Origin of the sequence: Streptomyces sp. NPDC048565 (assembly GCF_040650935.1) — a bacterium.
In the GTDB taxonomy this organism is placed as follows: Bacteria; Actinomycetota; Actinomycetes; order Streptomycetales; family Streptomycetaceae; genus Streptomyces.
Map to the genome: position 1 here is coordinate 94962 of NZ_JBEZIH010000007.1, position 24154 is coordinate 119115.

The window sequence follows — 24154 nt, forward strand, 5'->3', positions numbered from 1 at the left end:
CGCGTCCCACGAGGCGGACTGCATGCTGTGCGGGTGACGGGCCCTCCCAGCGGGATGACGGATAATCGTCGCGCCACCGGACAGAGGTCGGCATGGACCGATAGTGTTCAGCATTGTCGAACCGAGGTGGAGGAGTTACGGCGCGATGGCGAAGAACATCCAGTCGCTCGAGCGGGCAGCCGCGATGCTGCGCCTGCTGGCCGGTGGCGAGCGCCGCCTCGGCCTGTCCGACATCTCGTCCTCGCTCGGCCTGGCCAAGGGTACTGCGCACGGCATCCTGCGCACCCTCCAGCACGAGGGCTTCGTCGAGCAGGACGCGGCGTCCGGCCGCTATCAGCTGGGCGCCGAGCTGCTGCGCCTGGGCAACAGCTATCTCGATGTGCACGAGCTGCGGGCCCGCGCACTGGTGTGGACCGACGACCTGGCCCGTTCCAGCGGCGAGAGCGTCCACCTGGGCGTGCTGCACCAGCACGGGGTGCTGATCGTCCACCATGTCTTCCGGCCCGACGACAGCCGCCAGGTGCTGGAGGTCGGAGCCATGCAGCCGCTGCACTCCACGGCCCTGGGCAAGGTCCTCGCCGCCTACGACCCGGTCGCGCACAGCGAGGCCACCGAGGTGGAGCGCCGGTCGTTCACACCACGGACCGTCACGGGCGACGAGGAGTTCGAGTCGCTGCTCGCCCTGACCCGCGCGCAGGGCTGGGCGGCCGATGTCGAGGAGACCTGGGAGGGCGTGGCGGCGGCGGCCGCCCCCATCCACGACCGGCGCAGGATGCCGGTCGGCGCCGTCGCTCTGACCGGCGCTGTGGAGCGCGTCTGCTCCGGCGGCGAGCTGCGGCCCGAGCTCGTCGCGGCCGTGCGCGACTGCGCCCGGGCCGTCTCCCGGGATCTGGGCGCCGGGCGCTTCTGAGGCCGCCGGACGGTCCGAGCCGTCCGCGACACCGGTAACGCCGTCCGCGGCACCGGTAACGATCGAGTCGCACGTCACAGACCTCTTGACGCACCCACCCTCGGGGAGAAACATTGCCGTTCACCGGTCGGCATTGCCGAACACTTAACGGCAATACGCGTTAGGGTGTGACAGTGCCGAGGGCCGGTCAAGCCCTACAGGTGATGTGCCCGTACTCAGCGGGTACGCACCTGGGGGCGCGATCACCGGAGGGACCCGGTGTTTCGCCTTCCCCTGGACGAAGGACAAAGGAGTCGCGGTGTCCAGCTCCGACATCTTCATCGGCGAGACCATCGGTACCGCCGTTCTCGTACTGCTCGGCGGCGGTGTCTGTGCCGCCGTCACACTCAAGCGCTCCAAGGCGCACAACGCAGGCTGGCTCGCCATCACCTTCGGGTGGGGCTTCGCCGTACTGACCGGTGCTTACATAGCCTCGGGCGTGTCCGGCGCCCACCTCAATCCGGCCGTCACGATCGGTCTCGCGATCGAGGGGGGCACCGCGTGGAGCGATGTGCCCCTGTATCTCGCCTCCGAGCTGCTCGGCGCGATCATCGGTGCCGTGCTCGTCTGGGCCGTCTACTACGGCCAGTTCCACGCGCACCTCACCGATCCCGAGATCCTGAAGGACCAGCCGTCCGAGGACGGCATGGTCGACCAGGTGGCGGCGCCGAAGGCCGGCCCCGTGCTCGGCATCTTCACCACGGGCCCGGAGATCCGGCACGCGGTGCAGAACGTCGTCACGGAGATCATCGCCACCTTCGTGCTGATCCTGGCGATCCTGACCCAGGGCCTGAACGACGAGGGCAACGGCCTCGGCGCGCTCGGCGCCCTGATCACCGCCCTGGTGGTCGTCAGCATAGGTCTGTCGCTCGGCGGCCCGACCGGCTACGCGATCAACCCGGTGCGCGACCTCGGTCCGCGGATCGTGCACGCGCTGCTGCCTCTGCCGAACAAGGGCGGATCCGACTGGGGCTACGCCTGGGTACCTGTCGTAGGACCGCTCGTCGGGGGCGCGCTGGCCGGCGGGCTCTACAACGTCGCCTTCGCCTGAGACCCCACCTCACCACCACACAGACTTCCGGGAGCCAACCGTGACCGACGCACACACCACCGGGCCGTTCATCGCGGCCATCGACCAGGGCACCACGTCCAGCCGATGCATCGTCTTCGACAAGGACGGCCGGATCGTCTCCGTCGACCAGAAGGAACACGAGCAGATCTTCCCCAAGCCGGGCTGGGTCGAGCACGACGCGAAAGAGATCTGGGAGAACGTCCAGGAGGTCGTCGCCGGGGCCGTCGTCAAGGCGGGCATCACCTCCGCCGACGTCAAGGCCATCGGCATCACCAACCAGCGCGAGACCACCCTGCTCTGGGACAAGCACACCGGTGAGCCGGTGTACAACGCCCTCGTCTGGCAGGACACCCGCACCGACGCGCTCTGCAAGGAGCTCGGCCGCAACGTGGGCCAGGACCGCTTCCGCCGCGAGACGGGCCTGCCCCTCGCGTCGTACTTCGCGGGACCGAAGGTCCGCTGGCTGCTCGACAACGTCGAGGGGCTGCGCGAGCGGGCCGAGCGGGGCGACATCCTCTTCGGCACCATGGACTCCTGGGTCATCTGGAATCTGACCGGCGGCACCGACGGCGGCGTCCATGTCACCGACGTCACCAACGCCTCCCGCACCCTCCTGATGAACCTGCACAGGATGGAGTGGGACGACAAGATCGTCCAGTCGCTGGAGATCCCGGCGGCCGTCCTGCCGGAGATCCGGTCCTCCGCCGAGGTGTACGGCACCGCCAAGGGCGGCGTACTCGACGGCGTGCCGGTGGCCTCCGCGCTCGGCGACCAGCAGGCCGCGCTGTTCGGGCAGACCTGTTTCGCCGAGGGCGAGGCCAAGTCCACGTACGGCACGGGCACCTTCATGCTCATGAACACCGGCGACACTCCGGTCAACTCGTACAACGGACTGCTGACGACCGTCGGTTACCAGATCGGCGACCAGAAGCCGGTCTACGCCCTCGAGGGATCCATCGCCGTCACCGGTTCGCTGGTGCAGTGGATGCGCGACCAGATGGGCCTGATCAAGTCCGCGGCCGAGATCGAGACGCTCGCCTCCTCCGTCGAGGACAACGGCGGCGCCTACTTCGTGCCCGCGTTCTCCGGCCTGTTCGCCCCGTACTGGCGCCCCGACGCCCGCGGTGTCATCGCGGGTCTCACCCGCTACGTCACCAAGGCGCACATCGCCCGGGCCGTTCTCGAGGCCACCGCCTGGCAGACCCGCGAGATCAGCGACGCCATGACCAAGGACTCCGGCGTCGAGCTGACCGCGCTCAAGGTCGACGGCGGCATGACCTCCAACAACCTGCTGATGCAGACGCTCTCGGACTTCCTGGACGCACCCGTGGTGCGCCCCATGGTCGCCGAGACCACCTGCCTCGGCGCCGCCTACGCCGCCGGCCTCGCCGTCGGCTTCTGGCCGGACACCGACGCGCTGCGCGCCAACTGGCGCCGTGCCGCCGAGTGGACACCCCGCATGGACGCGGCCGCCCGTGACCGCGAGTACAAGAGCTGGCTCAAGGCCGTCGAACGGACCATGAGCTGGATCGACGACGAAGAGAGCTGAGGAGCACACGACATGACCACCCTGCAGAGCGTCCCCGCCCTCGGGACGCATCCGGCCTCCGGCTCCCTCCCGAGCCGTGCCGAGACCCGGGAGCAGCTTTCCAAGGCGACGTACGACCTCCTGGTGATCGGCGGCGGCATCCTGGGCATCTCCACCGCCTGGCACGCCGCGCAGTCCGGACTGCGGGTGGCCCTGGTGGACGCCGGTGACTTCGCCGGCGCCACCTCCTCGGCCTCCTCCAAGCTGCTCCACGGCGGTCTGCGCTACCTCCAGACCGGCGCGGTGAAGCTAGTCGCCGAGAACCACTTCGAGCGGCGCGCGGTCTCCCGCCAGGTCGCCCCGCACCTGGCCAACCCGCTCACCTTCTACCTGCCCGTCTACAAGGGCGGGCCGCACGGCGCCGCCAAGCTCGGCGCGGGTGTCTTCGCCTACTCGGCGCTGTCCGCGTTCGGCGACGGCGTCGGCCATGTGATCAGCCCGGCCCGTGCCCAGCGCGACGTGCCCGAGCTGCGCACGGACAACCTCAAGGCCGTCGCGGTCTACGGCGACGACCAGATGAACGACGCCCGGATGGCGCTGATGACGGTCCGCGCGGCCGTCGACGCGGGCGCCGTCGTCCTCAACCACGCCGCGGTGACCGGGCTGCGGTTCACCAAGGGCCGGGTCACCGGCGCCGACCTGGAGGACCGCCAGGACGGTACGGAGTTCGGCGTGAACGCCCGTCTCGTACTGAACGCCACCGGCCCGTGGGTCGACCACCTGCGGAAGCTGGAGGACCCGAACTCGGCGCCCTCCATACGTCTGTCCAAGGGCGCCCACCTCGTCCTCAAGCGCACCCGCCCGTGGAAGGCCGCGCTGGCGACGCCGATCGACAAGTACCGGATCACGTTCGCCCTGCCGTGGGAGGACATGCTGCTGCTCGGTACGACCGACGAGGAGTACGAGGGCGACCCGGCCGATGTCGCCGTCACCGAGAAGGACACGGCGCAGATCCTCGACGAGGCGGCGTTCTCCGTCCGGGACCAGCAGCTGTCCCGCGATCTGATCACCTACTCCTTCGCGGGGCTGCGCGTGCTCCCCGGCGGTCCCGGCAACACCTCCAAGGCCAAGCGCGAGACGGTCGTGACCGAGGGACGCGGCGGGATGCTGTCGGTCGCCGGCGGCAAGTGGACGACGTTCCGCCACATCGGCCGTACGGTCATGAACAAGCTGGCCGAACTGCCCGGGCACCCCCTCGCCGAGGACATGGAGCCGATGGCACGGCTGCCGAAGAAGGTGCCGCTGCCCGGTATCGCCAACCCGAACGCGGTCGCGCACCGGCTGCTGGTCGACGGCGGTACGCCGGGGCCGCGGATGTCCGCCGACACGGCCCGGCACCTCGCGACCCACTACGGCTCGCTCTCCTTCGACGTCGTACGGATGGCGAACGAGAACCCGGCACTGGCCGAGCGCATCCACCCCGACGCCCCGGAGATCTGGGCGCAGGTGGCGTACGCGCGCGACCGCGAGTGGGCCGAGACGGCGGACGACGTGCTGCGCCGCCGGACGACGCTGACGATCCGGGGCCTGGCCACGGACGACATCAGGTCCTCGGTCGAGGACATGCTGGCCGAGGGGCGCTGACAGCGCCCGCACACGGAAGCAGGGGCGGTCTCCCGGTCGGGAGGCCGCCCCTGCGGCCGTCCCGGTGAAGGTGCCCTGCGGGACGCCCTCCGTCGGACGTGCCATGTGACCGCCATACGGGTGCAATGTGACGCGGGGACAGTGGAGGGATGTCCGAACACCAGGGATTCCATCTGTCAGCGGCGCTGAACGGCGCCGGTTCGCATCCGGCCGCGCCCGCCGGGCCCTTCACCCCCGACGCGTACGCCCGGCTGGTACGCGGCGCCGAGGCCGGACTGCTCGACTTCATCACTGTGGAGGACGGCCCCGGGCGCCTCGACTCGGGGCTGCTGCTCGGCCTCGCGGCACAGGTCACCGAGCGGATCGGGCTCGTCCCGCTCGGTCCGGCGACGGGCGACCCCCTCGCCTGGGCGACGCGGATCGCGACGCTCGACCAGCTGAGCGCGGGGCGGGCGGGAGTACGGCCCCGGGCCACGACAAGCGGTCCCGAGCACGCCGCGCTCGTGGCGGTGGCCGGCACCCCCGAGGGGGACCGGCGGGTGGCCGAACTCTTCGCGCGGGCGGGCGAGTTCCTGACCGAGGCGACCGGGGCGTGGGACACCGAGGTGACCCCGCCGCAGGGCAGGCCGCCGCTGGCGCTGCTCGCGCACTCCACGGTCCCCTACCGGCTGGCGGCCGCACACGGCGACGTCGTGTTCGTGACCCCCGCCGACACCGCCGGTCTTGTCGCCATCCGCGAGGAGGTCGAGTCGCTGCGGGAGGCGGCGGGCCGCCCCGCCGGGGCGCTGCGGGTGTTCGCCGACGTCGATGTCGTACTGGGCGCGGGCCAGGAGGCGGCCGACGCCCGGCTGGCCGCCCTGGAGGAGGCCGCGGGCGAGCCGTTCACCTCGGACGCCGCCGTGTTCACCGGCACGCCCGAGGGCCTGGCCGACCTGCTCCAGGAGTGGTTCCAGGAGGGTGGCGCCGACGGGTTCCGGCTGCGGCCCGCGGTGCTTCCCGACGACCTGGACACGATCGTCGCGGGCCTCGTGCCCGTCCTTCAGCGGCGCGGGCTCTTCCGTACCGCCTACTCCGCCAGGACCCTGCGCGGCCACCTCGGCCTCGCCGCCCTCTGACTCCTCCCCGCCGCACCGCACCACACGGAAGGAACGCCCCCTTGAAGTTCTCCGTACTCTCCCTCGTCGGCCATGCCCCGCATCCGCTGACGGGCGAACTCCCCTCGGCCGCGGAGCGGTTCCACGAAGTGATCGAGACCGGCGTGGCCGCTGAGCGGCTCGGCTTCGACGCGTACGCGATCGGGGAACGGCACGCCGGGCCGTTCCTCTCGTCGAGCCCCGGCGTGGTCCTGGGCGCGCTGGCCGCCAGGACCTCCACCATCCGGCTGCTGACCGGGGTCACGGTCGTCGCGATCCTCGACCCCGTGCGGGTGGCCGAGGAGTTCGCGACGGTCGGCCAGATCGCGCGGGGCAGGCTCGAACTCGTCGTGGGCAAGGGCGCGGAGGCCGGTCACTTCAGCCTGTTCGGGCTCGACGAGGAGCGGCAGTGGGATCTGCAGAAGGAGAAGTACGAGCTGCTGCGGCGGCTGTGGACCGAGGAGGGGGTCGACTGGGAGGGCGAGTTCCGTCCGCCGCTGAAGAACGTGACGACCGTGCCGCGTCCGTACGCCGGCCCCCCGCGCGTCTGGCACGGCTCGGCGACCAGCCTCAACTCCCCCGAGCTCGCGGCGAAGCACGGTGATCCACTCTTCACGGCCAACGCGATCCAGCCCAGGGAGGCGTACGCCCGGCTGATCGCCCACTACCGCGAGCGGTTCGAGGCGTACGGACACGACCCGGCCGGCGCCCGGGTGGCGGCGGGGTCCGGCGGTCTGCTGATCGCGGACACCACGCAGAAGGCCGTCGCACGCTACAAGGGCCTGTACGAGGCCAAGGTCGCCCAGTCCTTCAAGCCGCATCTGGAGGGCAAGGCCGGCTACAACACACCGTTCCGCACGATCGAGGACGCGATAGCCGACGGGCCCCAGCTCATCGGGTCCCCGCAGCAGATCATCGACAAGATCCTCGGCTACCACGCGGTGTACCGCCACGATCTCCAGTCGATCACCGTGGACGGCTACGGCCTGCCCTACGGCGAACAGCTGGAGACGCTCCAGCGGTTCGCCGAGGAGATCGCCCCGGTCATCCGGCGTGAGGCACCCTCGACGCTCTGGGAGTGACCGGGGCCGCGGGGGCTGCTCAGGCCCCTGCACGGGGCGCGGGGCTCACACCCCGGCCCGGGGCGGCGAAGGGCACCTGGGCGGGGCCGGGCTCGGCCGGCCCGTCGGGGTGAGCCCAGAGGCCGCGGGCCGCGAGCCGGGGCAGGACGCCCTCGCCGAACCAGTACGCCTCCTCCAGGTGCGGGTAGCCGGACAGGACGAACTCCTCGATGCCCAGCCGGTGGTACTCCTCGATGCGCTCGGCGACCTCCTCGTGGCTCCCGACGAGCGCGGTCCCCGCGCCGCCGCGGACCAGGCCGATGCCCGCCCACAGGTTGGGGTGGATCTCCAGGCCGTCGCGGCCGCCGCCGTGCAGGGCGAGCATCCGCTTCTGCCCGTCGGACTCGCTGCGGGCCAGTCCCTCCTGCACGGAGCGGACGGTGGCGGGGTCGAAGCCCGCCAGGAGGCGGTCCGCCTCGGCCCAGGCCTGCTCGGAAGTGTCCCGGGCGATCACGTGCAGGCGGATGCCGAAGCGCACGGTACGGCCCTCGCGCTCGGCGAGCCCACGTACCCAGGCGATCTTCTCCGCGACCTGGGCGGGCGGCTCGCCCCAGGTGAGGTAGACGTCCGCGTGCCGGGCCGCGACCACGCCGGCGGCGGGCGACGAACCGCCGAAGTACACCTCGGGCACCGGGTCGGGGACCCGGGCGAGCCTGGCGTCCTCGACGGTGAGGTGCTCGCCCTTCAGATTCACCGTCCTGCCGTCCCACAGCTCCCGGACGATCTCCAGGAACTCTCCGGTGCGGGCGTAGCGCGCGTCCTTGTCGAGGAAGTCCCCGTAGGCGCGCTGCTCGTGGCTCTCCCCGCCGGTCACCACGTTCAGGAGGAGCCGTCCTCCGGTCTGGCGCTGATAGGTGGCGGCCATCTGCGCGGCGAGCGTGGGCGAGACGAAGCCGGGCCTGAAGGCGACCAGGAACTTCAGCCGTTCGGTGTGCTGGCTGACCATGGCCGTGGTCAGCCAGGCGTCCTCGCACCAGGCACCGGTCGGCGTCAGGACCCCCTCGAAGCCGAGGTCCTCGGCGGCGCGGGCGATCTGGGCGAGGTAGCGGACGGTGGGCGGACGGTCGCCGCCGGCCGCGGTGACGGGGGTGCCGTGGCCGCCTCCGACGACATGGCGGCTGTCGCCGTTGGTGGGCAGGAACCAGTGGAAGGTGAGGGTCACCGGTGGTCTCCGATCTGGGGCGTCACAGCAGGCCGTGGCGGGGTGGGCGGGTGCCGTTGAGGGCGTGGCGGCCGAGGTGCTGGATCTTCCAGCGGGCCGGGTCGTGCAGGGTGTGGGTACGGGCGTCGCGCCAGTGCCGGTGCAGGTTGAGCGAGTCGAGCGCGGAGCGGGTGCCGGCCACCTCGAAGAGGGCTCCGGCGACCTCGACGGCTGCGCCCGCCGCGTACACCTTGGCGGCGGCGACGGCGAGGGACGCCTCGGCCGCGGTCTCCTCGGTCAGGGTGGCCTGCGCGGTGTCGACGACGCGGGCCGCGGTGTCCAGGAGCGCGTCGGCGGCCCGTACCCGCAGGTCGAGTTCGCCGAACCGCTGGATGAGCAGCGGTTCGTCGGCCGCGGTGTCGTACCCGCTCTCGAACCAGGGGCGGCTCTTCGTCCGGACGAACTCCGCCGCCTCGGCCAGCGCCCCTGCCGCGATCCCGGCGTCGATCGCGGCGTGGAGCAACTGCGCGACCGCGCCGTGCAGCTGGGGTCCTTCGAAGGTCAGGTGGTGGGCGAACACCTGGTCGGCCGGCACCCGTACCCCCTCCAGCCGCACCGTGCCGCTGGCGGTGGTGCGCTGGCCCATGCCGTCCCAGTCGTCGACGACGGTGAGGCCCGGCGCGCCGGCCGGGACGTAGGCGGCGTACGGCTTCTCGTCGGCGCCGACGGCGAGCACGGGGATCCAGTCGGCGAAGAGGGCGCCGGTGGCGTAGTTCTTCACACCGGTCAGCAGGTACGAGCCGTCGGCTGCGGGTTCCAGCCGGGTGCGGATGTCCTGGATGTGCTTGGTCCCGGCCTCCGACTGGGCGTTGCCGAGCCGCTTGCCGGCCAGCAGCTCTCCGTAGAAGAAGGCCTGTTGCTCCGGTGTGCCCTGTCTGCGGATCACGTTGACGTACGCGAAGTGGCTCTGCGGGATCTGCGCGATGCTGGCGTCGGCCGAGGCCAGCAGCCGGAAGATGCGGGCGAGGGTGACCGCGCCGACGTCCGCGCCGCCGTGGTCGGCGGGGACGGTCACGGCCAGCAGGCCCGACGCGGAGAGCTTGTCGAGTTCGGCGCGGGGCAGCAGGCGTCCGGCGTCGCGCCGCGGGGCTCCCGCGCGGAACTCCGCGGCCAGTTCGGCGGCCTTCTTCAGTGCCTGGGCGTCGTCGCGGATGACCTCAGCCATGGACGGCCACCGGTGCGCGGCTCTCCAGCGCGGTCGCGAAGCCGTCGACGATCGCGCCGAGCGCCTCGGCGGCGGCGGGGTCGACGGTGAGGGTCCCGTCGGCGGACACCGTGATGTGCCGGTCCAGGACGAACCAGCCCTGGGTGATGTGGGTGGCGCCCATCGAGCTGAGCACGGGGCGCAGTGCGTAGTCGATGGCCAGGACGTGCGCGGTGCTGCCGCCGGTGGCCAGCGGCAGGACCGTCTTCCCGGTGAGGGCGTACTGCGGCAGCAGGTCCAGGAGGGACTTCAGGAGCCCCGAGTAGGCGGCCTTGTAGACGGGAGTGCCGATGACGACGCCGTCGGCCTGGGCGAACAGGTCGAGGGCTCCGGCCACCGCCGGGTGTCCGAAGTCGGCGCGCAGCAGGGCGTCGGCGGGCAGGGTGCGGACGTCGAGCGGTACGACGGTGTGGCCCCGGTCGGCGAGCTGGATGTCGAGGTGCCGCAGCAGCCGGGCGGTGCGGGAGGTGGCGGAGGGACTTCCCGAGACGGACAGGACGGTGGCCATGGGCTCTCTTTTCGTGGTGGCGGTCGAAAGACCCCGGGGCCCGGCGTGCCCGCGCGGTACCGGCACGCCGGGCGGGCGGTCAGGAGTACCAGGTGGGCTGGGGCAGTTCTCCGGTCAGGACGTGCCGGCCGACCTCGCGCCGCTTGTAGGCGACCGGGTCGTGCAGGGTGTGGGTGCGGACGTTGCGCCAGAACCGGTCGAAGCCCTCGGCTGAGGCGGTGGCGCGGGCGATCCAGCCCTCGGCGTCGTGGGGGGTGGGGAGGGTCTGCCAGTCGGCGGGTGCGACGGTGCTCATCGTGGACCTCTTCCGTGGTGGGGTGGGGGTGGGGGGGGGTCAGGAGCGGGCGGGTTCGGGAACGGGCTGCCGCGCCTCCAGTTCGCGGACGAGGGGCAGCACCTTCTTGCCGAAGTACTCGACCTCTTCCAGGTAGTGCAGGAAACCCAGGAGGAGGAGGTCGACGCCGAGCCGCTTGTAGGCGACGATCCGCTCGGCGATCTGTTCCGGGGTGCCGATCAGGCCCGTACGGAAGCCGTCGTTGTACTGGATCAGGTCCTCGAAGGAGGAGTCCTGCCACATGCCCTTGCCGTCGGCGGCGGACCGCCCGGCCTGCTTGACGGCGGAGCCGAAGCCCTCGACCGCCTCGGAGTCGGCCTTGGCGACGATCTCCCGGAGGGTCTCGCGGGCCTCGGCCTCGGTGTCACGGGCGATGAGGAAGCCGTTGAGCCCGAATTTCGGCGCGGTGCGGCCCGCGGCGGCGGCGGATCGGGCCACGTCCTGGATCTGTTCGGTGACGCCGTCGAAGTCCTTGCCGTTGCTGAAGTACCAGTCGGAGACCCGACCCGCCATGGCGCGGGCGGCCGTGGAGTTGCCGCCCTGGAAGATCTCCGGGTGCGGGCGCTCCGCGGTGTTGAGCGGCTTGGGCTTGAGGGAGAAGTCCCGGATCCGGTAGAAGTCCCCGGCCAGCTCGGCGTGGTCCTCGGTCCAGACGGAGCGCAGGGCCCGGATGAACTCCTCGGAGCGGCGGTAGCGTTCGTCGTGCTCCAGCCAGGGTTCGCCGAGTGCGGTGAACTCGTCCTTGAACCAGCCGCTGACGACGTTGACCGCGAACCGTCCCTCGGACAGGTGGTCGGCGGTAGCGCCGAGCTTGGCCAGCACTCCCGGATGCCACAGACCCGGATGGACGGCGGCGATGACCTTGAGCCGCTCGGTGGCCAGCAGCAGGGCGAGGCTGAAGGAGGTCGACTCGTGCTGGTACTCGGCGCCGTAACTCGCCATGTAGCGGACCTGGCTGAGCGCGTAGTCGAAGCCGTTGTTCTCGGCGAGCACGGCGAGCTCGCGGTTGTAGTCGTAACCCCAGTCGGTGCGCTGTTCGATCCGGCTGGTGACCAGGCCGCCGCTGACGTTGGGCACCCAGTACGCGAAGCGCACGGGGTCGGCGGACGGTGGAAGGGACATGAGGACTCCCGGAGACGGGGGAAGCGGGCAGGGGTGGGGAGCGTCCGGCGGTCCTGGGCCCAGGACGGCACGGCGCGGCGCGCGGCGGCGCGACGGCCCCGGAGCAGCACCGAGCCGCACACGGCGCCGGGGTGGCGCGTGGCGGAGCGGGCGCGGGTGGGGAGAGCCGGGTCACCGGCGGGGAGAGGGCCCGGGATCGGGCGAGCCCGTCCTGGTCAGGACGGCATGGGACAGCGCGCGAAGGAGGGGTCCCTCAGACTTCGCGACAACAGAACGCGCTGGCGACACGTGCGAGGTCGATATGACGTCGCTGCGTGAGATTCCGTCGTTCCTTCATGCCCGTCACAGTAGCCACCTCCGGCGCCGGCAGTCGAGTAGGCAATCACGAGGCGTTGATAGGGTTTCCCTTCAACCGGGGCCCTGCCGGTCAGTCTGTCCCGCTCCAGGGGGTACGTGGTCATGCGCGTGGAACAGCTCGAGTACATCGAGGCGGTGACACGGCTGGGCTCGCTGCGGCGGGCCGCCGAGGAGCTCCACCTCTCCCAGCCGGCGCTGAGCGAGACCGTGCGCAACCTCGAACGCGAGCTCGGGGTGGATCTCCTGGACCGCAGACGCTCCGGGGCGAAGATCAGCGACGAGGGCCGGGAGCTGCTGCCGCACATCATCGGCGTGATCGACGCGGTCGACCGGCTGCGGCGGGCCGCCGACCATCAGCACCAGATCAGCCGGATGATCCGGCTCGGGACGGTCAACGCGGCGACGGTCCCCCTGCTCGTGCCGGCCGTACGCGAGTTCCGTGCGAGCCACCCCATGACCCAGGTGGAGGTCGTCGGGGCTCAGCAGGCCGAGATCCACCGCTCGCTCCTCGAAGGCAGCTTCGACCTCGGGCTCGTCAACTACCTCCAGGGCGACGACCTGCCACCCGACTTCCAGACGACGGAGCTGCTGCGCGGACGGGCCGTGGTCTGCATGCGCCCCGACAGCCCCCTGGCGGCCAGGGAGACGGTCCGGGTGAGCGATCTTCTCGCGGAGCCGCTGATCGTGATGCGCTCCGGATATGTCATGCACCGCTTCATGCACCGGCTGCTCGCGGGCCGCGCCCCCGCGTTCTCGTACTCCACGGATGGCGCGGAGATGGGCAAGCTGATGGTGGCCGAGGGGCTCGGCGCGACCGTGCTGCCCGACTTCAGCGTCGTCGGCGACCCCCTGGAGCGCAGCGGCACACTGGTGTGGCGGCCACTCGATGACGACGGCGCCGCCGTTCTCCTGGTGCTGCAGCGCCGCAGGTCGGGCTCCGTCCCGCGCGCGGCACACGACCTGCACCGCCTCCTGGTGGAGCGGGCGCGGGGCCTGTGACCCCGCGGGGGAACGACGTCGCCCGAGGGCGCGCATAATGAAGTCCATACATCGGATGTATTGCGCGCGAGGAGGCCCGTATGGCCGTCACCGACGAAGCGATCGAGAAGATCAAGGGAATGATCGTCTCGGGTGCGCTGGCGCCCGGGGACCGGCTTCCCAAGGAGAGTGAACTCGCGGCCGAGCTGGGTCTTTCGCGCAACTCGCTGCGCGAGGCGGTGCGCGCACTGTCGCTGATCCGGATCCTAGACGTCCGTCAGGGCGACGGCACCTACGTCACCAGTCTGGACCCGCAGCTACTTCTGGAGGCACTCAGCTTCGTGGTGGACTTCCACCGCGACGACACGGTGCTGGAGTTCCTCGCGGTGCGCCGGATCCTGGAGCCGGCGGCCACGGCGATGGCCGCGCTGCGCATCGGGGAGGAACAGCTGGACGCGCTGGGCGCCCAGCTGGACGCGCTGGGCCCTGACCCGTCCGTGGAGGCGCTGGTCGCGGGCGATCTGGAGTTCCACCGCAGCATCGTCCAGCACTCCGGCAACTCGGTGCTCTGCTCCCTGCTGGACGGCCTGTCAGGACCGACCACCCGCGCCAGGGTGTGGCGCGGGCTGACCCAGGAGGACGCGGTCAGCCGCACCCTGCACGAGCACCGGGCGATCCTGGCCGCGCTGCGGGACCGGGACCCGGAGGCGGCCAGGTCCTGGGCGACGGTGCACGTGGCGAGCGTGGAGCAGTGGCTGCGTTCAACCCTGTGAGGAGGCGGCGGGGCGCAGGCGCAGGCCCTGCATTCCGCCGTCGACGGCCAGTGCGGTGCCGGTGACGGACGCGGCCGCCGGGCTCGCCAGATAGACCACGGCCGCGGCCACCTCGTCGGCGGAGACCAGCCTGCCCAGCGGCTGGCGGGCGTCGAGGGCGGCGCGTTCGGCGACCGGGTCCTCGGCCTGGCCGAGCAGCCGGCCGATCCACGGGGTGTCCGCGGTCCCCGGGTTGACGCAGTTGACCCTGATCCCCTCGCGGACGTGGTCGGCGGCCATCGCCAGGGTGAGGGAGAGCACGGCACCCTTGCTGGCGCTGTAGAGCGCACGCTGCGGCAGACCGGCGGTCGCCGCGATCGAACAGGTCTGGGTGATCGAGACGGCGCCGGGCCGCTCGGCCGCGGCCCGCCGCAGATGGGGCAGCGCGTGGCGGGCGGCGCGGACCATGCCGAGCACGTTGATGTCCAGTACGCGCGTCCACTCGGCGTCGGGGTTGTCCTCCACGGTGCCGATCGAGCCGATGCCCGCGTTGGACACCAGGGTGTGCAGGCCGCCCAGTTCAGCGGCGGCCCGGTCGACGGCCTCGCGTACGGCGTCGTCGTCCGTGACGTCGGCCTCCAGGGCGAGTGAACCCTCGGGGACTCCCTGGGGCTCACGGTCGAGCACCGCGACGCGTGCGCCCCGGGCGAGCAGCAGGGCCGTCACGGCGGCCCCGATGCCGGACGCACCGCCCGTCACCAGGGCGGACAGTCCGTCGAAATCCTGTGCAGCGGTCATCGGTCGGTCTCCTCGGGTGTGCGGCGGGCCTGTCGGACGGGGCCCCGCGGGTAGCGGTGTCCGGCGATCGATTCGGGGAGCATCCGGGCCGAGAAGCCCGGTCGGCGTGGGGTGACGTAGCGGCCGTTCTCGACCACGGCCGGGTCGGCGAAGTGCTCGTGGAGGTGGTCGACGTACTCGATGACCCGGTCCTCCCAGCTGCCCGAGACCGCGACGTAGTCGAACATCGCGAGGTGCTGGACCAGTTCGCACAGTCCGACGCCTCCGGCGTGGGGGCACACCGGGACGCCGTACTTGGCGGCGAGCAGCAGGACGGCGAGGTTCTCGTTGACCCCGGCGACGCGTGCGGCGTCGATCTGGACGAAGTCGACCGCGCCTGCCTGGAGCAGCTGCTTGAACACCACCCGGTTGGCGATGTGTTCGCCGGTGGCGACCTTGACGGGCTGGCCCGCGCGCACGGCGGCGTGCCCGAGGATGTCGTCGGGGCTGGTGGGTTCCTCGATCCAGTACGGGTCGTACGGGGCCAGCGCCGTCATCCACTCCACCGCCCCGGCCACGTCCCAGCGCTGGTTGGCGTCGACGGCGATCCGGATGCCGGGGCCGACGGCCCGTCTGGCGAGCGCGAGTCTGCGGATGTCGTCGTCCAGATCGGCGCCGACCTTCAGCTTGATCTGGGTGAAACCGTCCGCGACGGCCTCCTCGGCCAGCCGCACGAGCTTGTCGTCGTCGTATCCGAGCCAGCCGGGCGACGTCGTGTACGCCGGGTAGCCCTCGGCCAGCAGCCGCTCGGTGCGCTCGGCGCGTCCCGGCTCCGCGGCGCGCAGGATGCCGAGCGCCTCCTGCGGGGTGACGGCGTCCGTGAGATAGCGGAAGTCGACGAGGGAGACGAGCTCCTCGGGCGTCATCTCCGCGAGGAAGCGCCACACGGGCTTCCCCGCCAGTCGCGCCGCGAGGTCCCAGGCCGCGTTGACGACCGCTCCGGCCGCCATGTGCATCACGCCCTTCTCGGGACCGAGCCAGCGCAGCTGGGAATCGTGCGTGAGCGTCCGGTACAGGGCGGCCAGGTCCGCGGCGGTGCGCGGGGCGGGGCGCCCCACCACATGGGACCTGAGCGCCTCGATGGCCGCGGCCATGACGTCGTTGCCGCGGCCGATGGTGAAGCAGAAGCCGTGCCCCTCCGCGCCCGCGCCGTCCGTACGCAGGACGACATAGGCGGCGGAGTAGTCGGGGTCGGGATTCATGGCGTCCGAGCCGTCCAGCTGTTCCGAGGTGGGGAACCGGATGTCGTCGACCTCGACATCCACGACGGTCAGACTCATGTGCGCCCCCAGGGGAATAACATCGGATCTCTGCGTGGTCATCCGATGTATAGCCTCCCGGAGGCCTCGGAGTCCAGGGTCCGGACGAATCAGGGATGGTTTCGCTCGGTACAGCTCGGATGAATCATGAGGTGGCACGCTTCATCTCCGCATGCAAACGGCTGGGGCTGGACAGGACGGAAGCCGTAAGGTTGATCCGTACACAAGGGAACTTCGGAAGGAGGCCTGGGTGATCGAGCTCGAGGGGGTACCCGAGCTGATCGACCCGGTCATGGTGGCCGCGTTCGAGGGCTGGAACGACGCCGGTGACGCCGCCTCCACAGCGGTCGCGCATCTGGACCGGGAGTGGAAGGGCGAGGTCTTCGCGGCGCTCGACGCCGAGGACTACTACGACTTCCAGGTCAATCGGCCCACGGTGTGGCTGGACGGTGGGACACGCAGGATCACCTGGCCCACCACGCGGCTCTCGGTGGTCAGGGTCGGCGGCGACAAGCCCCGTGACCTGGTGCTGATCCGTGGCATCGAACCCTCCATGCGCTGGCGTTCGTACTGCAACGAGATCCTGGGCTTCGCCCATGAGCTGGGCGTGGAGATGGTCGTCGTCCTGGGGGCGCTGCTCGGCGACACCCCGCACACCAGGCCGGTGCCGGTCAGCGGGGTCACCTCGGATCCGGACCTCGCGAGGACCATGGATCTGGAGGAGACCCGTTACGAGGGGCCGACCGGCATCGTGGGCATCCTCCAGGAGGCCTGTACGCATGCGGGGGTGCCCGCGGTGAGCCTGTGGGCGGCGGTGCCGCACTATGTCTCGCAGCCGCCGAACCCGAAGGCGACGCTGGCGCTGCTGAACCGGCTGGAGGATCTGCTCTCGCTGCGGATCCCGCTGGGCGAGCTGCCCGAGGACGCCCGGGCCTGGCAGCTGGGGGTCGATCAGCTGGCCGCGGAGGACAGCGAGGTCGCGGAGTACGTCCAGACGCTGGAGGAGGCACGGGACACCGCCGAGCTGCCCGAGGCGTCCGGCGAGGCCATCGCCCGTGAGTTCGAGCGATATCTGCGCCGCAGGGACGTCGGAGGCCCCGGCCAGCCGCCGGGCGGTCATGCCACGGAGAGCGGCGGTGACCTGCCCTTCCTGCGGGACACCTCCAGCGACCGTACGAGGCCGCCGAAGCCGAAGCGGCCGGACAAGGACAGGCCGAAGGGCTCCGACGGCGGCCCGCCGCCCGAGGATCCGCCGGCCTCGGGACCGGACGAGGACTCCTCGGACGACTGAACCCCGCCTCCGGCACGTGACACAGGACGGCCCCGGACTTCGCAGGTCTCTCGCGAAGTCCGGGGCCGTCCTGCGCTGTCAGGGGGTGCGGGTCAGAGCGCGACGCCCAGGAGGGCGTCGACGGTGCGCGAGACCAGTCCGGGCGCGCCCTCGTCCGTACCTCCGGCGGCGGTCTGCCGCTCGGCCCAGCGGTCCACGGCGACGAGTGCGGCCGGGGTGTCCAGATCGTCGGCCAGGGCCTCGCGCACCTCCTCGACCAGGGCGTCGGCGGAGAGTCCGTCAGGCCGGGAGACGGCGGCACGCCACCGGGCGAGACGCTCGACGGCATCGGCCAGCACCTGGTCGGTCCACTCCCAGTCGGACCTGTAGTGGTTCGCGAGCAGGGCGAGCCTGATCGCCGCGGGGTCCACGTCGTCGCGGCGCAGTGCCGACACGAAGACGAGGTTGCCCTTGGACTTGGACATCTTCTCGCCGTCCAGGGCGACCATGCCGGCGTGCACATAGGCACGGGCGAAGGGGTACTCGCCGGTCAGCGCCTGGGCGTGCGAGGCGCCCATCTCGTGGTGCGGGAAGGCGAGGTCGGAGCCGCCGCCCTGCACGTCGAAGGTCATCCCGAGGTGGTCGAGCGCGATGGCCACACACTCGATGTGCCAGCCGGGCCGGCCGCGGCCGAGGGTGCCGCCGTCCCAGCTCGGCTCGCCCTCACGGGCGGCCATCCAGAGCATCGGGTCGAGCGGGTTCTTCTTGCCCGGACGCTCCGGGTCACCGCCCCGCTCGGCGGAGAGCACCCGCATGGTCCCGGCGTCGAGACCGGCGACCTCACCGAAGTGCGGGTCGCAGTCGACGGAGAAGTACACATCGCCGTCGAGTTCGTAGGCGGCGCCCGCGTCACGGAGACGTTCGACGAGCGGGACGATGCCGGGTATCGCCTCGACGGCCCCGATGTAGTGCTTCGGGGGGAGCATGCGCAGGGCGGTCATGTCCTCCCGGAAGAGAGCTGTCTCGCGCTCCGCGAGCGCGGTCCAGTCCTCGCCGTCGCGCACGGCCCGCTCCAGCAGAGGATCATCCACGTCGGTCACGTTCTGGACGTAGTGAACCTGCCGCTTGGTGTCGAGCCACACGCGCTGAACGAGGTCGAACGCGTTGTAGGTCGCCGCATGACCCATGTGGGTCGCGTCGTACGGCGTGATGCCGCAGACGTATATGCGGGCGACGGGACCGGGGTCAAGGGTGATCCGTCCGCCGGTCGCGGTGTCGTGGATCCGAAGGTCGCGGCCCTTGCCAGGCAGGGCGGGGACCTCAGAAGCGGGCCAGGCATGCATGTCATGAGCGTAACCGGACGACGCATCCGGATACGAACCGGATGCCGGATCATGACCGAAGAGGCGGTCTTGCGCTCCGGGCGGTCATCCTCTAGGGCGGGTCCTCATACGGGCGGCCACGGGATCGCCGGCCAGTCGCCGCTCGGCTGGGGATGACGGCCGGACGTGCGCAGGCTCTCCACCCGGCCGCGCAGGGCCTCGGTCTCCGCGGTGGTGATCAGTTCCGCCAGCCGGGTGACGAGCGCCGCTCCCGGCTCCAGGGCGGCGGACAGCCGGTCGAGCACCTCGGTGGCCTCCGGCGTCAGCGGCTCTCCCGCCCATCCCCACAGCAGCGTCCGCAGCTTGTCGTCCGCGTTGAAGGTGACCCCGTGGTCGATGCCGTACAGCCGCCCGCCGGGTGCGGGCAGCAGGTGCCCGCCCTTGCGGTCCCCGTTGTTGATCACCGCGTCCAGCACAGCGAGCCTGCGCAGCCGGGGATCGTCGGCGTGCACCAGCAGGGCCGTCCTGCCCTCCCCCACATCGGCGAAGCCGACGGCCTTCCAGCCCTCGCCGGGCTCCTCGTCCTCGACGAGCGCGAGCAGGGGCGGCAGACCGTTGGAGGGTGCGGCGGTGGTCTCGTCGCCCTCGGGCTCCGCCTCGATCCACAGCTGGCACATCCCCTCGCCGTAGGGGCCCTTGCGCAGAACCGTCGGCGGCACGATTCCCCAGCCGGTGGCCTCGGAGATCTCGTACGCGGCGACCTCGCGCTGGGCGAGTGTGCCGTCCGGGAAGTCCCACAGCGGCTGCTCGCCGGCGACCGGCTTGTAGACGCAGTGGCGTACCTCGCCCTCGTGGGCGACCGTGCAGTACAGCACGGCGTTCGAGGCGCCCCGGACCTGTCCGAGGACGGTGAGCTCCCCCTCGGCGAGCAGGGTGCGGAGCCCCTCCTCCGTCAGGCCCCGCGACGGTATCCGTTCTGGCGCGGGCATACGTGTCCTTCCGGGTCGAGAGGCAGGCTGCACAGCGGGCAGGGCGGGCGGCCCGCGTTCACGACGTCCAGCGCGCGCTTGGCGAACGCCCGTGCCTGGGCGCCGCTCAGCCGGACGCGCAGCATCGGCGGGCCGTTCTCCTCGTCCTGCAGGAGCCTTTCCTCCGCCTCGGCGAGGTCGTCCTCGGAGTCGGCGTCCAGTTCGACGAGTGCCTGCGCCTCGACGATCATGCGCTGCTCCTCGCCGTCCCAGGCGAGCGCCATCGTGCCGACCCTGAACTCCTCCTCGACGGGGGCGTCGAGCGGCGCGGTGTCGGCGACGTCCATGGGCGCCACCGCGGGCACCGGTGAATTGCCGCCGGTCCGCCGGACGACCTCGTCGAGGAGCTCGTCGATACGTTCGGCGAGCGCGGCGACCTGGGTCTTCTCCAGGGCCACGCTCGTGACCCGTCCGAGCTGGGTCGCCTGCAGGAAAAACGTACGGCGGCCAGGCAGCCCGACCGTGCCGGCCACGAAACGGTCCGGTGGGTCGTAGAGGAACACCTGACGGGACACGTCCTGTCTCCCTTGAGAATGTGATGGCGGATGGGGTGCGGGCCCGGGGGCCAGGTGGGATGCCCCACAAGGCCTCTACGGCGCGTCCACCCTACTGCGCCGAGCGATCACGGTGCCCCAGCGCCGCCCCCCACGGCCGCGTCCGCCGCCGTGTCCCCCGCGGCATCGGCCCCGATGGCCTGTTCGCGTGGGGCGAGTGACGCGAAGTCGCCGGTGTCACCGAGCCGGAGGAGGAACGGGCGCAGCGGGGTGTAGCGGATCGCGGTGACCGAACACGGGTCGGCGTGCAGGCGCTGGAAGAGGTCGAGGTGCATGCCCAGCGCATCGGCGACGAGCGCCTTGATGATGTCGCCGTGCGAGCACATCACATACGTGGCGTCCTCGCCGTGCTCCGCCTCGATCCGGCCGTTCCAGTCGCGTACGGCCTCGACTGCCCTGGCCTGCATGGCCCGCATGGACTCACCGCCGGGGAAGGCGGCGGCCGAAGGGTGCTGCTGGACGACCCTCATCAGCGGTTCGTCGGAGAGTTCGGCGAGCTTGCGGCCCGACCAGTCCCCGTAGTCGCATTCGCTGATCCGCTCCTCGGTGTGCAGCGGGAGGTCCGGGCGGGCGTCCAGCAGGGGCTGGAGCGTCTCGCGGCACCGCTGGAGCGGGCTGCTGACGGCCGCCGCGAACGTGAGGGCCGACAGACGGCCGGGGAGCGCGGCGGCCTGTTCCGCGCCGCGTTCGTCGAGGGAGACACCGGGGGTCCGGCCGGCGAGCACCCCGGAGGTGTTGGCGGTCGAGCGTCCGTGACGTACAAGGATGAGCGTGGGCATACCTGCCAGCGTAGAGGTGCGTGAACACTTCGCGGCAGGGAAGAATGCGCGGGTGATCGTCGACTGCGGAATTTACCGGGACGGGCGCAGGACCGAGGGTCCCGCCGACTTCTCCGACGCCCTCGACGAGGCACGTGCCACCGGGGACGCCTTCGTCTGGATCGGGCTGCACGAGCCGACGGAGCAGGAGTTCGACCGGGTCAGCAGCGAGTTCGGGCTGCACCCGCTGGCGGTGGAGGACGCCCTGCGCGCCCACCAGCGGCCCAAGCTGGAGATCTACGACGACTCCGTGTTCGTGGTCATCAAGCCGGTGGTCTACGAACCGGAGAGCGACACCGTGACCGCCGGTGAGCTGATGCTGTTCATGGGTGACTCCTTCGTGGTGACGGTGCGGCACGGCGAGGGCGCGCCCCTCGCGGCTGTACGGCGCCGGCTGGAGGCGGAGCCCGAGGTCCTCAGACACGGGCCGACATCGGTGCTCTACGCGGTCAGCGACGCGGTCGTCGACCACTACATGGACGTCGCGTCGGAGCTCCAGCTCGACCTGGAGGAGCTGGAGGCCCAGGTCTTCTCCCCGAACGGCTACAGGGACTCCACGAACACGGCGGCGAGCATCTACACCTTCAAGCGGCAGGTGCTCGAATTCCGCCGGGCGACCAATCCGCTGAGCGCGCCGATGGCGCGGCTGTCGAGCGCGGGCGTGCCCTTCGTCGACACGGGTTCACAGCCGTTCTTCCGGGACGTGGACGACCATCTGACGCGGGCCGTCGAGCATGTGGAGGGGCTCGACCGTCTGCTCTCGGACATCCTGTCGGCGCACCTGGCGCAGGTCGGCGTCCGGCAGAACGACGACATGCGGAAGATCTCGGCGTGGGCCGCCATGGCCGCCGTACCGACCATGGCGGCCGGGATCTACGGGATGAACTTCCATCACATGCCGGAGCTCGACTGGGTGTGGACCTATCCGGCGGTGATCGGGCTGATGGGCGTCGCGGTGATCGGGCTGTACCGGCTGTTCAAGCGCCGCGGCTGGATGTAGGGCCGGCCCGCCTCAGGCGTACTCGGTCTCGGGCAGGGCGGGGCCGCCCAGCGCGTCGCGCAGGGCGGGGGCGGGCTGTTCGAGGCTGACCATGCGCCGCCAGCCGCCGAGCCGCTCGTAGGCGTACATCGCGTGGATGCCCGCGGCGAGTGCGGCGGCCTTGGGCCGGGGCCAGTGCAGCACGGTCCCCATCTGGCTCATCACTGCGAGGCTGACGTCGCGGTACACGCGGATCTCGGCCCGGGCGCACTCCCGCAGGACGGACTGGATCGTCCGGCCGTGTCCGGCGCGGGCGAGGCGCAGGAGCTCCTCGTGGCAGTAGGCGAGATGGTTGCCCTCGTCCCGCGAGATCATCCTCACGGCGCGGCCGAGTACGGGGTGCGCGGCGAAGTGCTTGAGCAGGAGCCGCATCTCTTCCGATGCCCGCTGCTCGGTGACCCTGCTGTGGGCCAGGTAGACGATGATCTCCCGCTCGGTGAGCGGCTCCTCGCGGCTGAGCCGGTCATGGGCGAGGCCGATGCCCCGGCGCTCCAGCAGGAGGGTGTAGTCGGTCTCGTGCGGCACGACCACGGGCTGGAGTCCGCGCTGCTTCAGCAGGGCGTTGAAGATCCGGCCGTGTTTGTCCTCGTCGGCGCCGTGCCGGGCGATCTTGGGTGCCAGCTCGCGCAGTCCCGGGGGGACGAGTGCGGCGATACGCCCGTTCTCCCAGCCGCCCTGGGTCTCCCCGCCGGCGGCGATCGAGCAGAAGAGCCGGAACGACTCGTCGTTGTCGAGGATCTCCTGGAACAGGCTCTTTGCCGAGAGCATGACTGTCACCTTTCGCACCGGTGTCCGCAGAGGCACAGTCAAATTCGGTACGCGTCGGTAGGCAACAGGAGCGGGGGCCGCCGGGGCCGAACGGGCGCCCCCCGGCGGCCGGGCCTGCCCGGGCGCCCCTGGATGAGTACGGGGCGTAACCCGTCGGCCCGCGGCACGTTGTTCCGTGTGACGGCCGTGGCGGGGAGGACCCCCGAGCCCCCACCACGGCCGTAGTGCTGCGCCGGCGCCCGCGCCCCGGCGGGGGGGGGCGGATCAGGCCGTCACGCGGCGAGGCCGGAGCGCTCCAGGGCCTCGGTCCCGGCCCGCAGGGCCGCGATCCGCTCGTCGAGCGTGAAGCCGGCCGGGGCGAGGGTCAGCGTCGTGACACCGGCGGCGGCGTACGCCTGCATCCGGTCGGCGATCCGGTCCACCGGGCCGAGCAGCGTGGTCTGGTCGATGAGCTGGTGCGGCACGGCGGCCGCCGCGCCGGACTTGTCGCCGGCCAGGTACTTGTCCTGGATCTCGGCGGCCTCCTTCTCGTAACCCATGCGCTGGGCGAGCTGGTTGTAGAAGTTCTGCTTCCGGCTGCCCATGCCGCCGACGTAGAGCGCGGTGTACGGGCGGAACATGTCGGCGAGGCCGTTGATGTCGTCACCGACCGCGAGCGGCAGGGTGGGACAGACGTCGAAGCCGTCCATCGTCTTCCCCGCCTTCTCCCGACCGGCCCGCAGGTGCTTGATCGCGGTCTCCTCCAGGTGGTCGGCCGACGGGAAGATCAGCAGGGCCCCGTCGGCGATCTCGCCGGTCTGCTCCAGGTTCTTCGGACCGATCGCGGCGATGTAGAGCGGGATGTGCTCGCGCTGCGGGTGGACGGTCAGCTTGATGGGCTTGCCGGGGCCGTCCGGCAGCGGCAGCGTCCAGTGCTCACCCTCGTAGGACAGCCGCTCTCGGGACATGGCCTTGCGCACGATCTCGACGTACTCGCGGGTGCGGGCCAGCGGCTTGTCGAACTTGACGCCGTACCAGCCCTCCGAGACCTGCGGTCCCGAGACGCCGAGGCCGAGGCGGAAGCGGCCTCCGGAGAGCGAGTCGAGGGTGGCCGCGGTCATGGCCGTCATGGCCGGCTGACGGGCCGGGATCTGCATGATCGCGGAGCCCACGTCGATGGACTCGGTCCTGGCCGCGACCCAGGCGAGCACGGTCGGTACGTCGGAGCCGTAGGCCTCCGCCGCCCAGCAGACGTCGTAGCCGAGCCGGTCGGCCTCCTGGGCGACGGCGAGATTGTCGTCGTCCATCCCCGCACCCCAGTAACCGAGATTGATGCCGAGCCGCATACCCACGCTCCTCTACTGATCAGTAACGTTC

Annotated in this window: 23 protein-coding genes and 1 pseudogene; 10 read left to right on the forward strand and 14 right to left on the reverse strand. The window is 71.4% G+C overall.

The genetic code is table 11. The features are described from left to right. The first annotated feature begins 145 nt into the window (after positions 1-145). The 6 genes from AB0C75_RS11170 to AB0C75_RS11195 all read left to right on the forward strand — a co-directional run bounded on the left by AB0C75_RS11170 (position 146) and on the right by AB0C75_RS11195 (position 7408). Positions 146-910, forward strand: a complete 765-nt coding sequence (locus AB0C75_RS11170) for an IclR family transcriptional regulator (RefSeq protein WP_362889317.1) — start codon at positions 146-148, stop codon at positions 908-910. A gap of 298 nt (positions 911-1208) precedes the next feature. Further along, positions 1209-2000, forward strand: a complete 792-nt coding sequence (locus tag AB0C75_RS11175; protein ID WP_362889319.1) for an MIP/aquaporin family protein — start codon at positions 1209-1211, stop codon at positions 1998-2000. 40 nt (positions 2001-2040) lie between these two features. Continuing rightward, on the forward strand, positions 2041-3570 hold the full coding sequence (gene glpK / locus AB0C75_RS11180) for a glycerol kinase GlpK (protein WP_362889321.1): 1530 nt from the start codon (positions 2041-2043) through the stop codon (positions 3568-3570). A 12-nt stretch (positions 3571-3582) separates the two neighbouring features. Beyond that, positions 3583-5193 (forward strand): glycerol-3-phosphate dehydrogenase/oxidase, encoded by a 1611-nt coding sequence (locus AB0C75_RS11185; RefSeq protein ID WP_362889323.1) that lies wholly within the window; start codon positions 3583-3585, stop codon positions 5191-5193. 149 nt (positions 5194-5342) lie between these two features. Then, on the forward strand, positions 5343-6308 hold the full coding sequence (locus AB0C75_RS11190) for an LLM class flavin-dependent oxidoreductase (RefSeq protein ID WP_362889325.1): 966 nt from the start codon (positions 5343-5345) through the stop codon (positions 6306-6308). Positions 6309-6349: 41 nt separating this feature from the next. Next, positions 6350-7408 carry an LLM class flavin-dependent oxidoreductase gene (locus tag AB0C75_RS11195; protein ID WP_362889327.1) on the forward strand — a complete coding sequence of 353 codons (1059 nt, stop codon included), beginning with the start codon at positions 6350-6352 and terminating at the stop codon, positions 7406-7408. Between the two features lie 19 nt (positions 7409-7427). Here the strand turns inward: AB0C75_RS11195 and AB0C75_RS11200 are convergent, their stop codons facing one another. From AB0C75_RS11200 to AB0C75_RS11225, 6 genes and pseudogenes are all read right to left on the reverse strand, one after another. Next, positions 7428-8609: an LLM class flavin-dependent oxidoreductase gene (locus tag AB0C75_RS11200; RefSeq protein WP_362889329.1), complete on the reverse strand. Its 1182-nt coding sequence runs from the start codon at positions 8607-8609 to the stop codon at positions 7428-7430. Between the two features lie 22 nt (positions 8610-8631). Then, positions 8632-9813 carry an SfnB family sulfur acquisition oxidoreductase gene (locus AB0C75_RS11205; protein WP_362889331.1) on the reverse strand — a complete coding sequence of 394 codons (1182 nt, stop codon included), beginning with the start codon at positions 9811-9813 and terminating at the stop codon, positions 8632-8634. Continuing rightward, positions 9806-10360: an NADPH-dependent FMN reductase gene (gene ssuE / locus AB0C75_RS11210; RefSeq protein WP_362889333.1), complete on the reverse strand. Its 555-nt coding sequence runs from the start codon at positions 10358-10360 to the stop codon at positions 9806-9808. Before ssuE ends, AB0C75_RS11205 begins: the two co-directional genes overlap by 8 nt. 79 nt (positions 10361-10439) lie before the next feature. Beyond that, a pseudogene (locus AB0C75_RS11215) lies at positions 10440-10589 on the reverse strand (monooxygenase); the annotation flags it as partial. A 105-nt stretch (positions 10590-10694) separates the two neighbouring features. Beyond that, positions 10695-11816 carry a dimethylsulfone monooxygenase SfnG gene (gene sfnG, locus AB0C75_RS11220; protein WP_362889336.1) on the reverse strand — a complete coding sequence of 374 codons (1122 nt, stop codon included), beginning with the start codon at positions 11814-11816 and terminating at the stop codon, positions 10695-10697. 253 nt (positions 11817-12069) lie between these two features. Next, positions 12070-12153, reverse strand: coding sequence for a putative leader peptide (locus AB0C75_RS11225; protein WP_362889626.1), 84 nt, complete (start codon positions 12151-12153; stop codon positions 12070-12072). Between the two features lie 122 nt (positions 12154-12275). Between AB0C75_RS11225 and AB0C75_RS11230 the strand changes: the two genes are divergently transcribed. Next, positions 12276-13172 carry a LysR family transcriptional regulator gene (locus AB0C75_RS11230; protein WP_362889338.1) on the forward strand — a complete coding sequence of 299 codons (897 nt, stop codon included), beginning with the start codon at positions 12276-12278 and terminating at the stop codon, positions 13170-13172. A gap of 80 nt (positions 13173-13252) precedes the next feature. Continuing rightward, the gene (locus AB0C75_RS11235; protein WP_362889340.1) at positions 13253-13924 is read left to right on the forward strand and encodes a FadR/GntR family transcriptional regulator; all 672 of its coding nucleotides are present in this window, start codon (positions 13253-13255) and stop codon (positions 13922-13924) included. Here the strand turns inward: AB0C75_RS11235 and AB0C75_RS11240 are convergent. Further along, positions 13913-14701: an SDR family oxidoreductase gene (locus AB0C75_RS11240; protein ID WP_362889342.1), complete on the reverse strand. Its 789-nt coding sequence runs from the start codon at positions 14699-14701 to the stop codon at positions 13913-13915. The two genes, AB0C75_RS11235 and AB0C75_RS11240, sit on opposite strands and share 12 nt — an antisense overlap. Next, positions 14698-16020, reverse strand: a complete 1323-nt coding sequence (locus AB0C75_RS11245; RefSeq protein ID WP_362889344.1) for an L-fuconate dehydratase — start codon at positions 16018-16020, stop codon at positions 14698-14700. Before AB0C75_RS11245 ends, AB0C75_RS11240 begins: the two co-directional genes overlap by 4 nt. A gap of 229 nt (positions 16021-16249) precedes the next feature. Between AB0C75_RS11245 and AB0C75_RS11250 the strand changes: the two genes are divergently transcribed. Continuing rightward, positions 16250-17290: a PAC2 family protein gene (locus AB0C75_RS11250; protein ID WP_362889346.1), complete on the forward strand. Its 1041-nt coding sequence runs from the start codon at positions 16250-16252 to the stop codon at positions 17288-17290. 92 nt (positions 17291-17382) lie between these two features. Here the strand turns inward: AB0C75_RS11250 and mshC are convergent, their stop codons facing one another. The 4 genes from mshC to AB0C75_RS11270 form a co-directional block, all read right to left on the reverse strand. Then, positions 17383-18612, reverse strand: coding sequence for a cysteine--1-D-myo-inosityl 2-amino-2-deoxy-alpha-D-glucopyranoside ligase (gene mshC, locus AB0C75_RS11255; protein ID WP_362889348.1), 1230 nt, complete (start codon positions 18610-18612; stop codon positions 17383-17385). A 104-nt stretch (positions 18613-18716) separates the two neighbouring features. After that, entirely contained in the window at positions 18717-19580 is an 864-nt protein-coding gene (locus AB0C75_RS11260; protein ID WP_362889350.1) for an SCO1664 family protein, read from the reverse strand. Beyond that, the gene (locus AB0C75_RS11265) at positions 19544-20134 is read right to left on the reverse strand and encodes a DUF3090 domain-containing protein (RefSeq protein ID WP_362889352.1); all 591 of its coding nucleotides are present in this window, start codon (positions 20132-20134) and stop codon (positions 19544-19546) included. Before AB0C75_RS11265 ends, AB0C75_RS11260 begins: the two co-directional genes overlap by 37 nt. A 107-nt stretch (positions 20135-20241) precedes the next feature. Continuing rightward, positions 20242-20952 (reverse strand): histidine phosphatase family protein, encoded by a 711-nt coding sequence (locus AB0C75_RS11270; protein WP_362889354.1) that lies wholly within the window; start codon positions 20950-20952, stop codon positions 20242-20244. Between the two features lie 52 nt (positions 20953-21004). On the opposite strand from AB0C75_RS11270, the gene corA reads away from it, so the two are divergent. After that, positions 21005-21991 carry a magnesium/cobalt transporter CorA gene (corA, locus tag AB0C75_RS11275; protein WP_362889628.1) on the forward strand — a complete coding sequence of 329 codons (987 nt, stop codon included), beginning with the start codon at positions 21005-21007 and terminating at the stop codon, positions 21989-21991. A gap of 12 nt (positions 21992-22003) precedes the next feature. On the opposite strand, the gene AB0C75_RS11280 is transcribed toward corA, so the two are convergent. After that, positions 22004-22798, reverse strand: a complete 795-nt coding sequence (locus tag AB0C75_RS11280; RefSeq protein ID WP_362889356.1) for a ferritin-like domain-containing protein — start codon at positions 22796-22798, stop codon at positions 22004-22006. A gap of 272 nt (positions 22799-23070) precedes the next feature. Further along, complete coding sequence (locus tag AB0C75_RS11285) at positions 23071-24123, reverse strand: LLM class F420-dependent oxidoreductase (protein WP_362889358.1); 1053 nt, start codon at positions 24121-24123, stop codon at positions 23071-23073. Between the last annotated feature and the right edge of the window lie 31 nt (positions 24124-24154).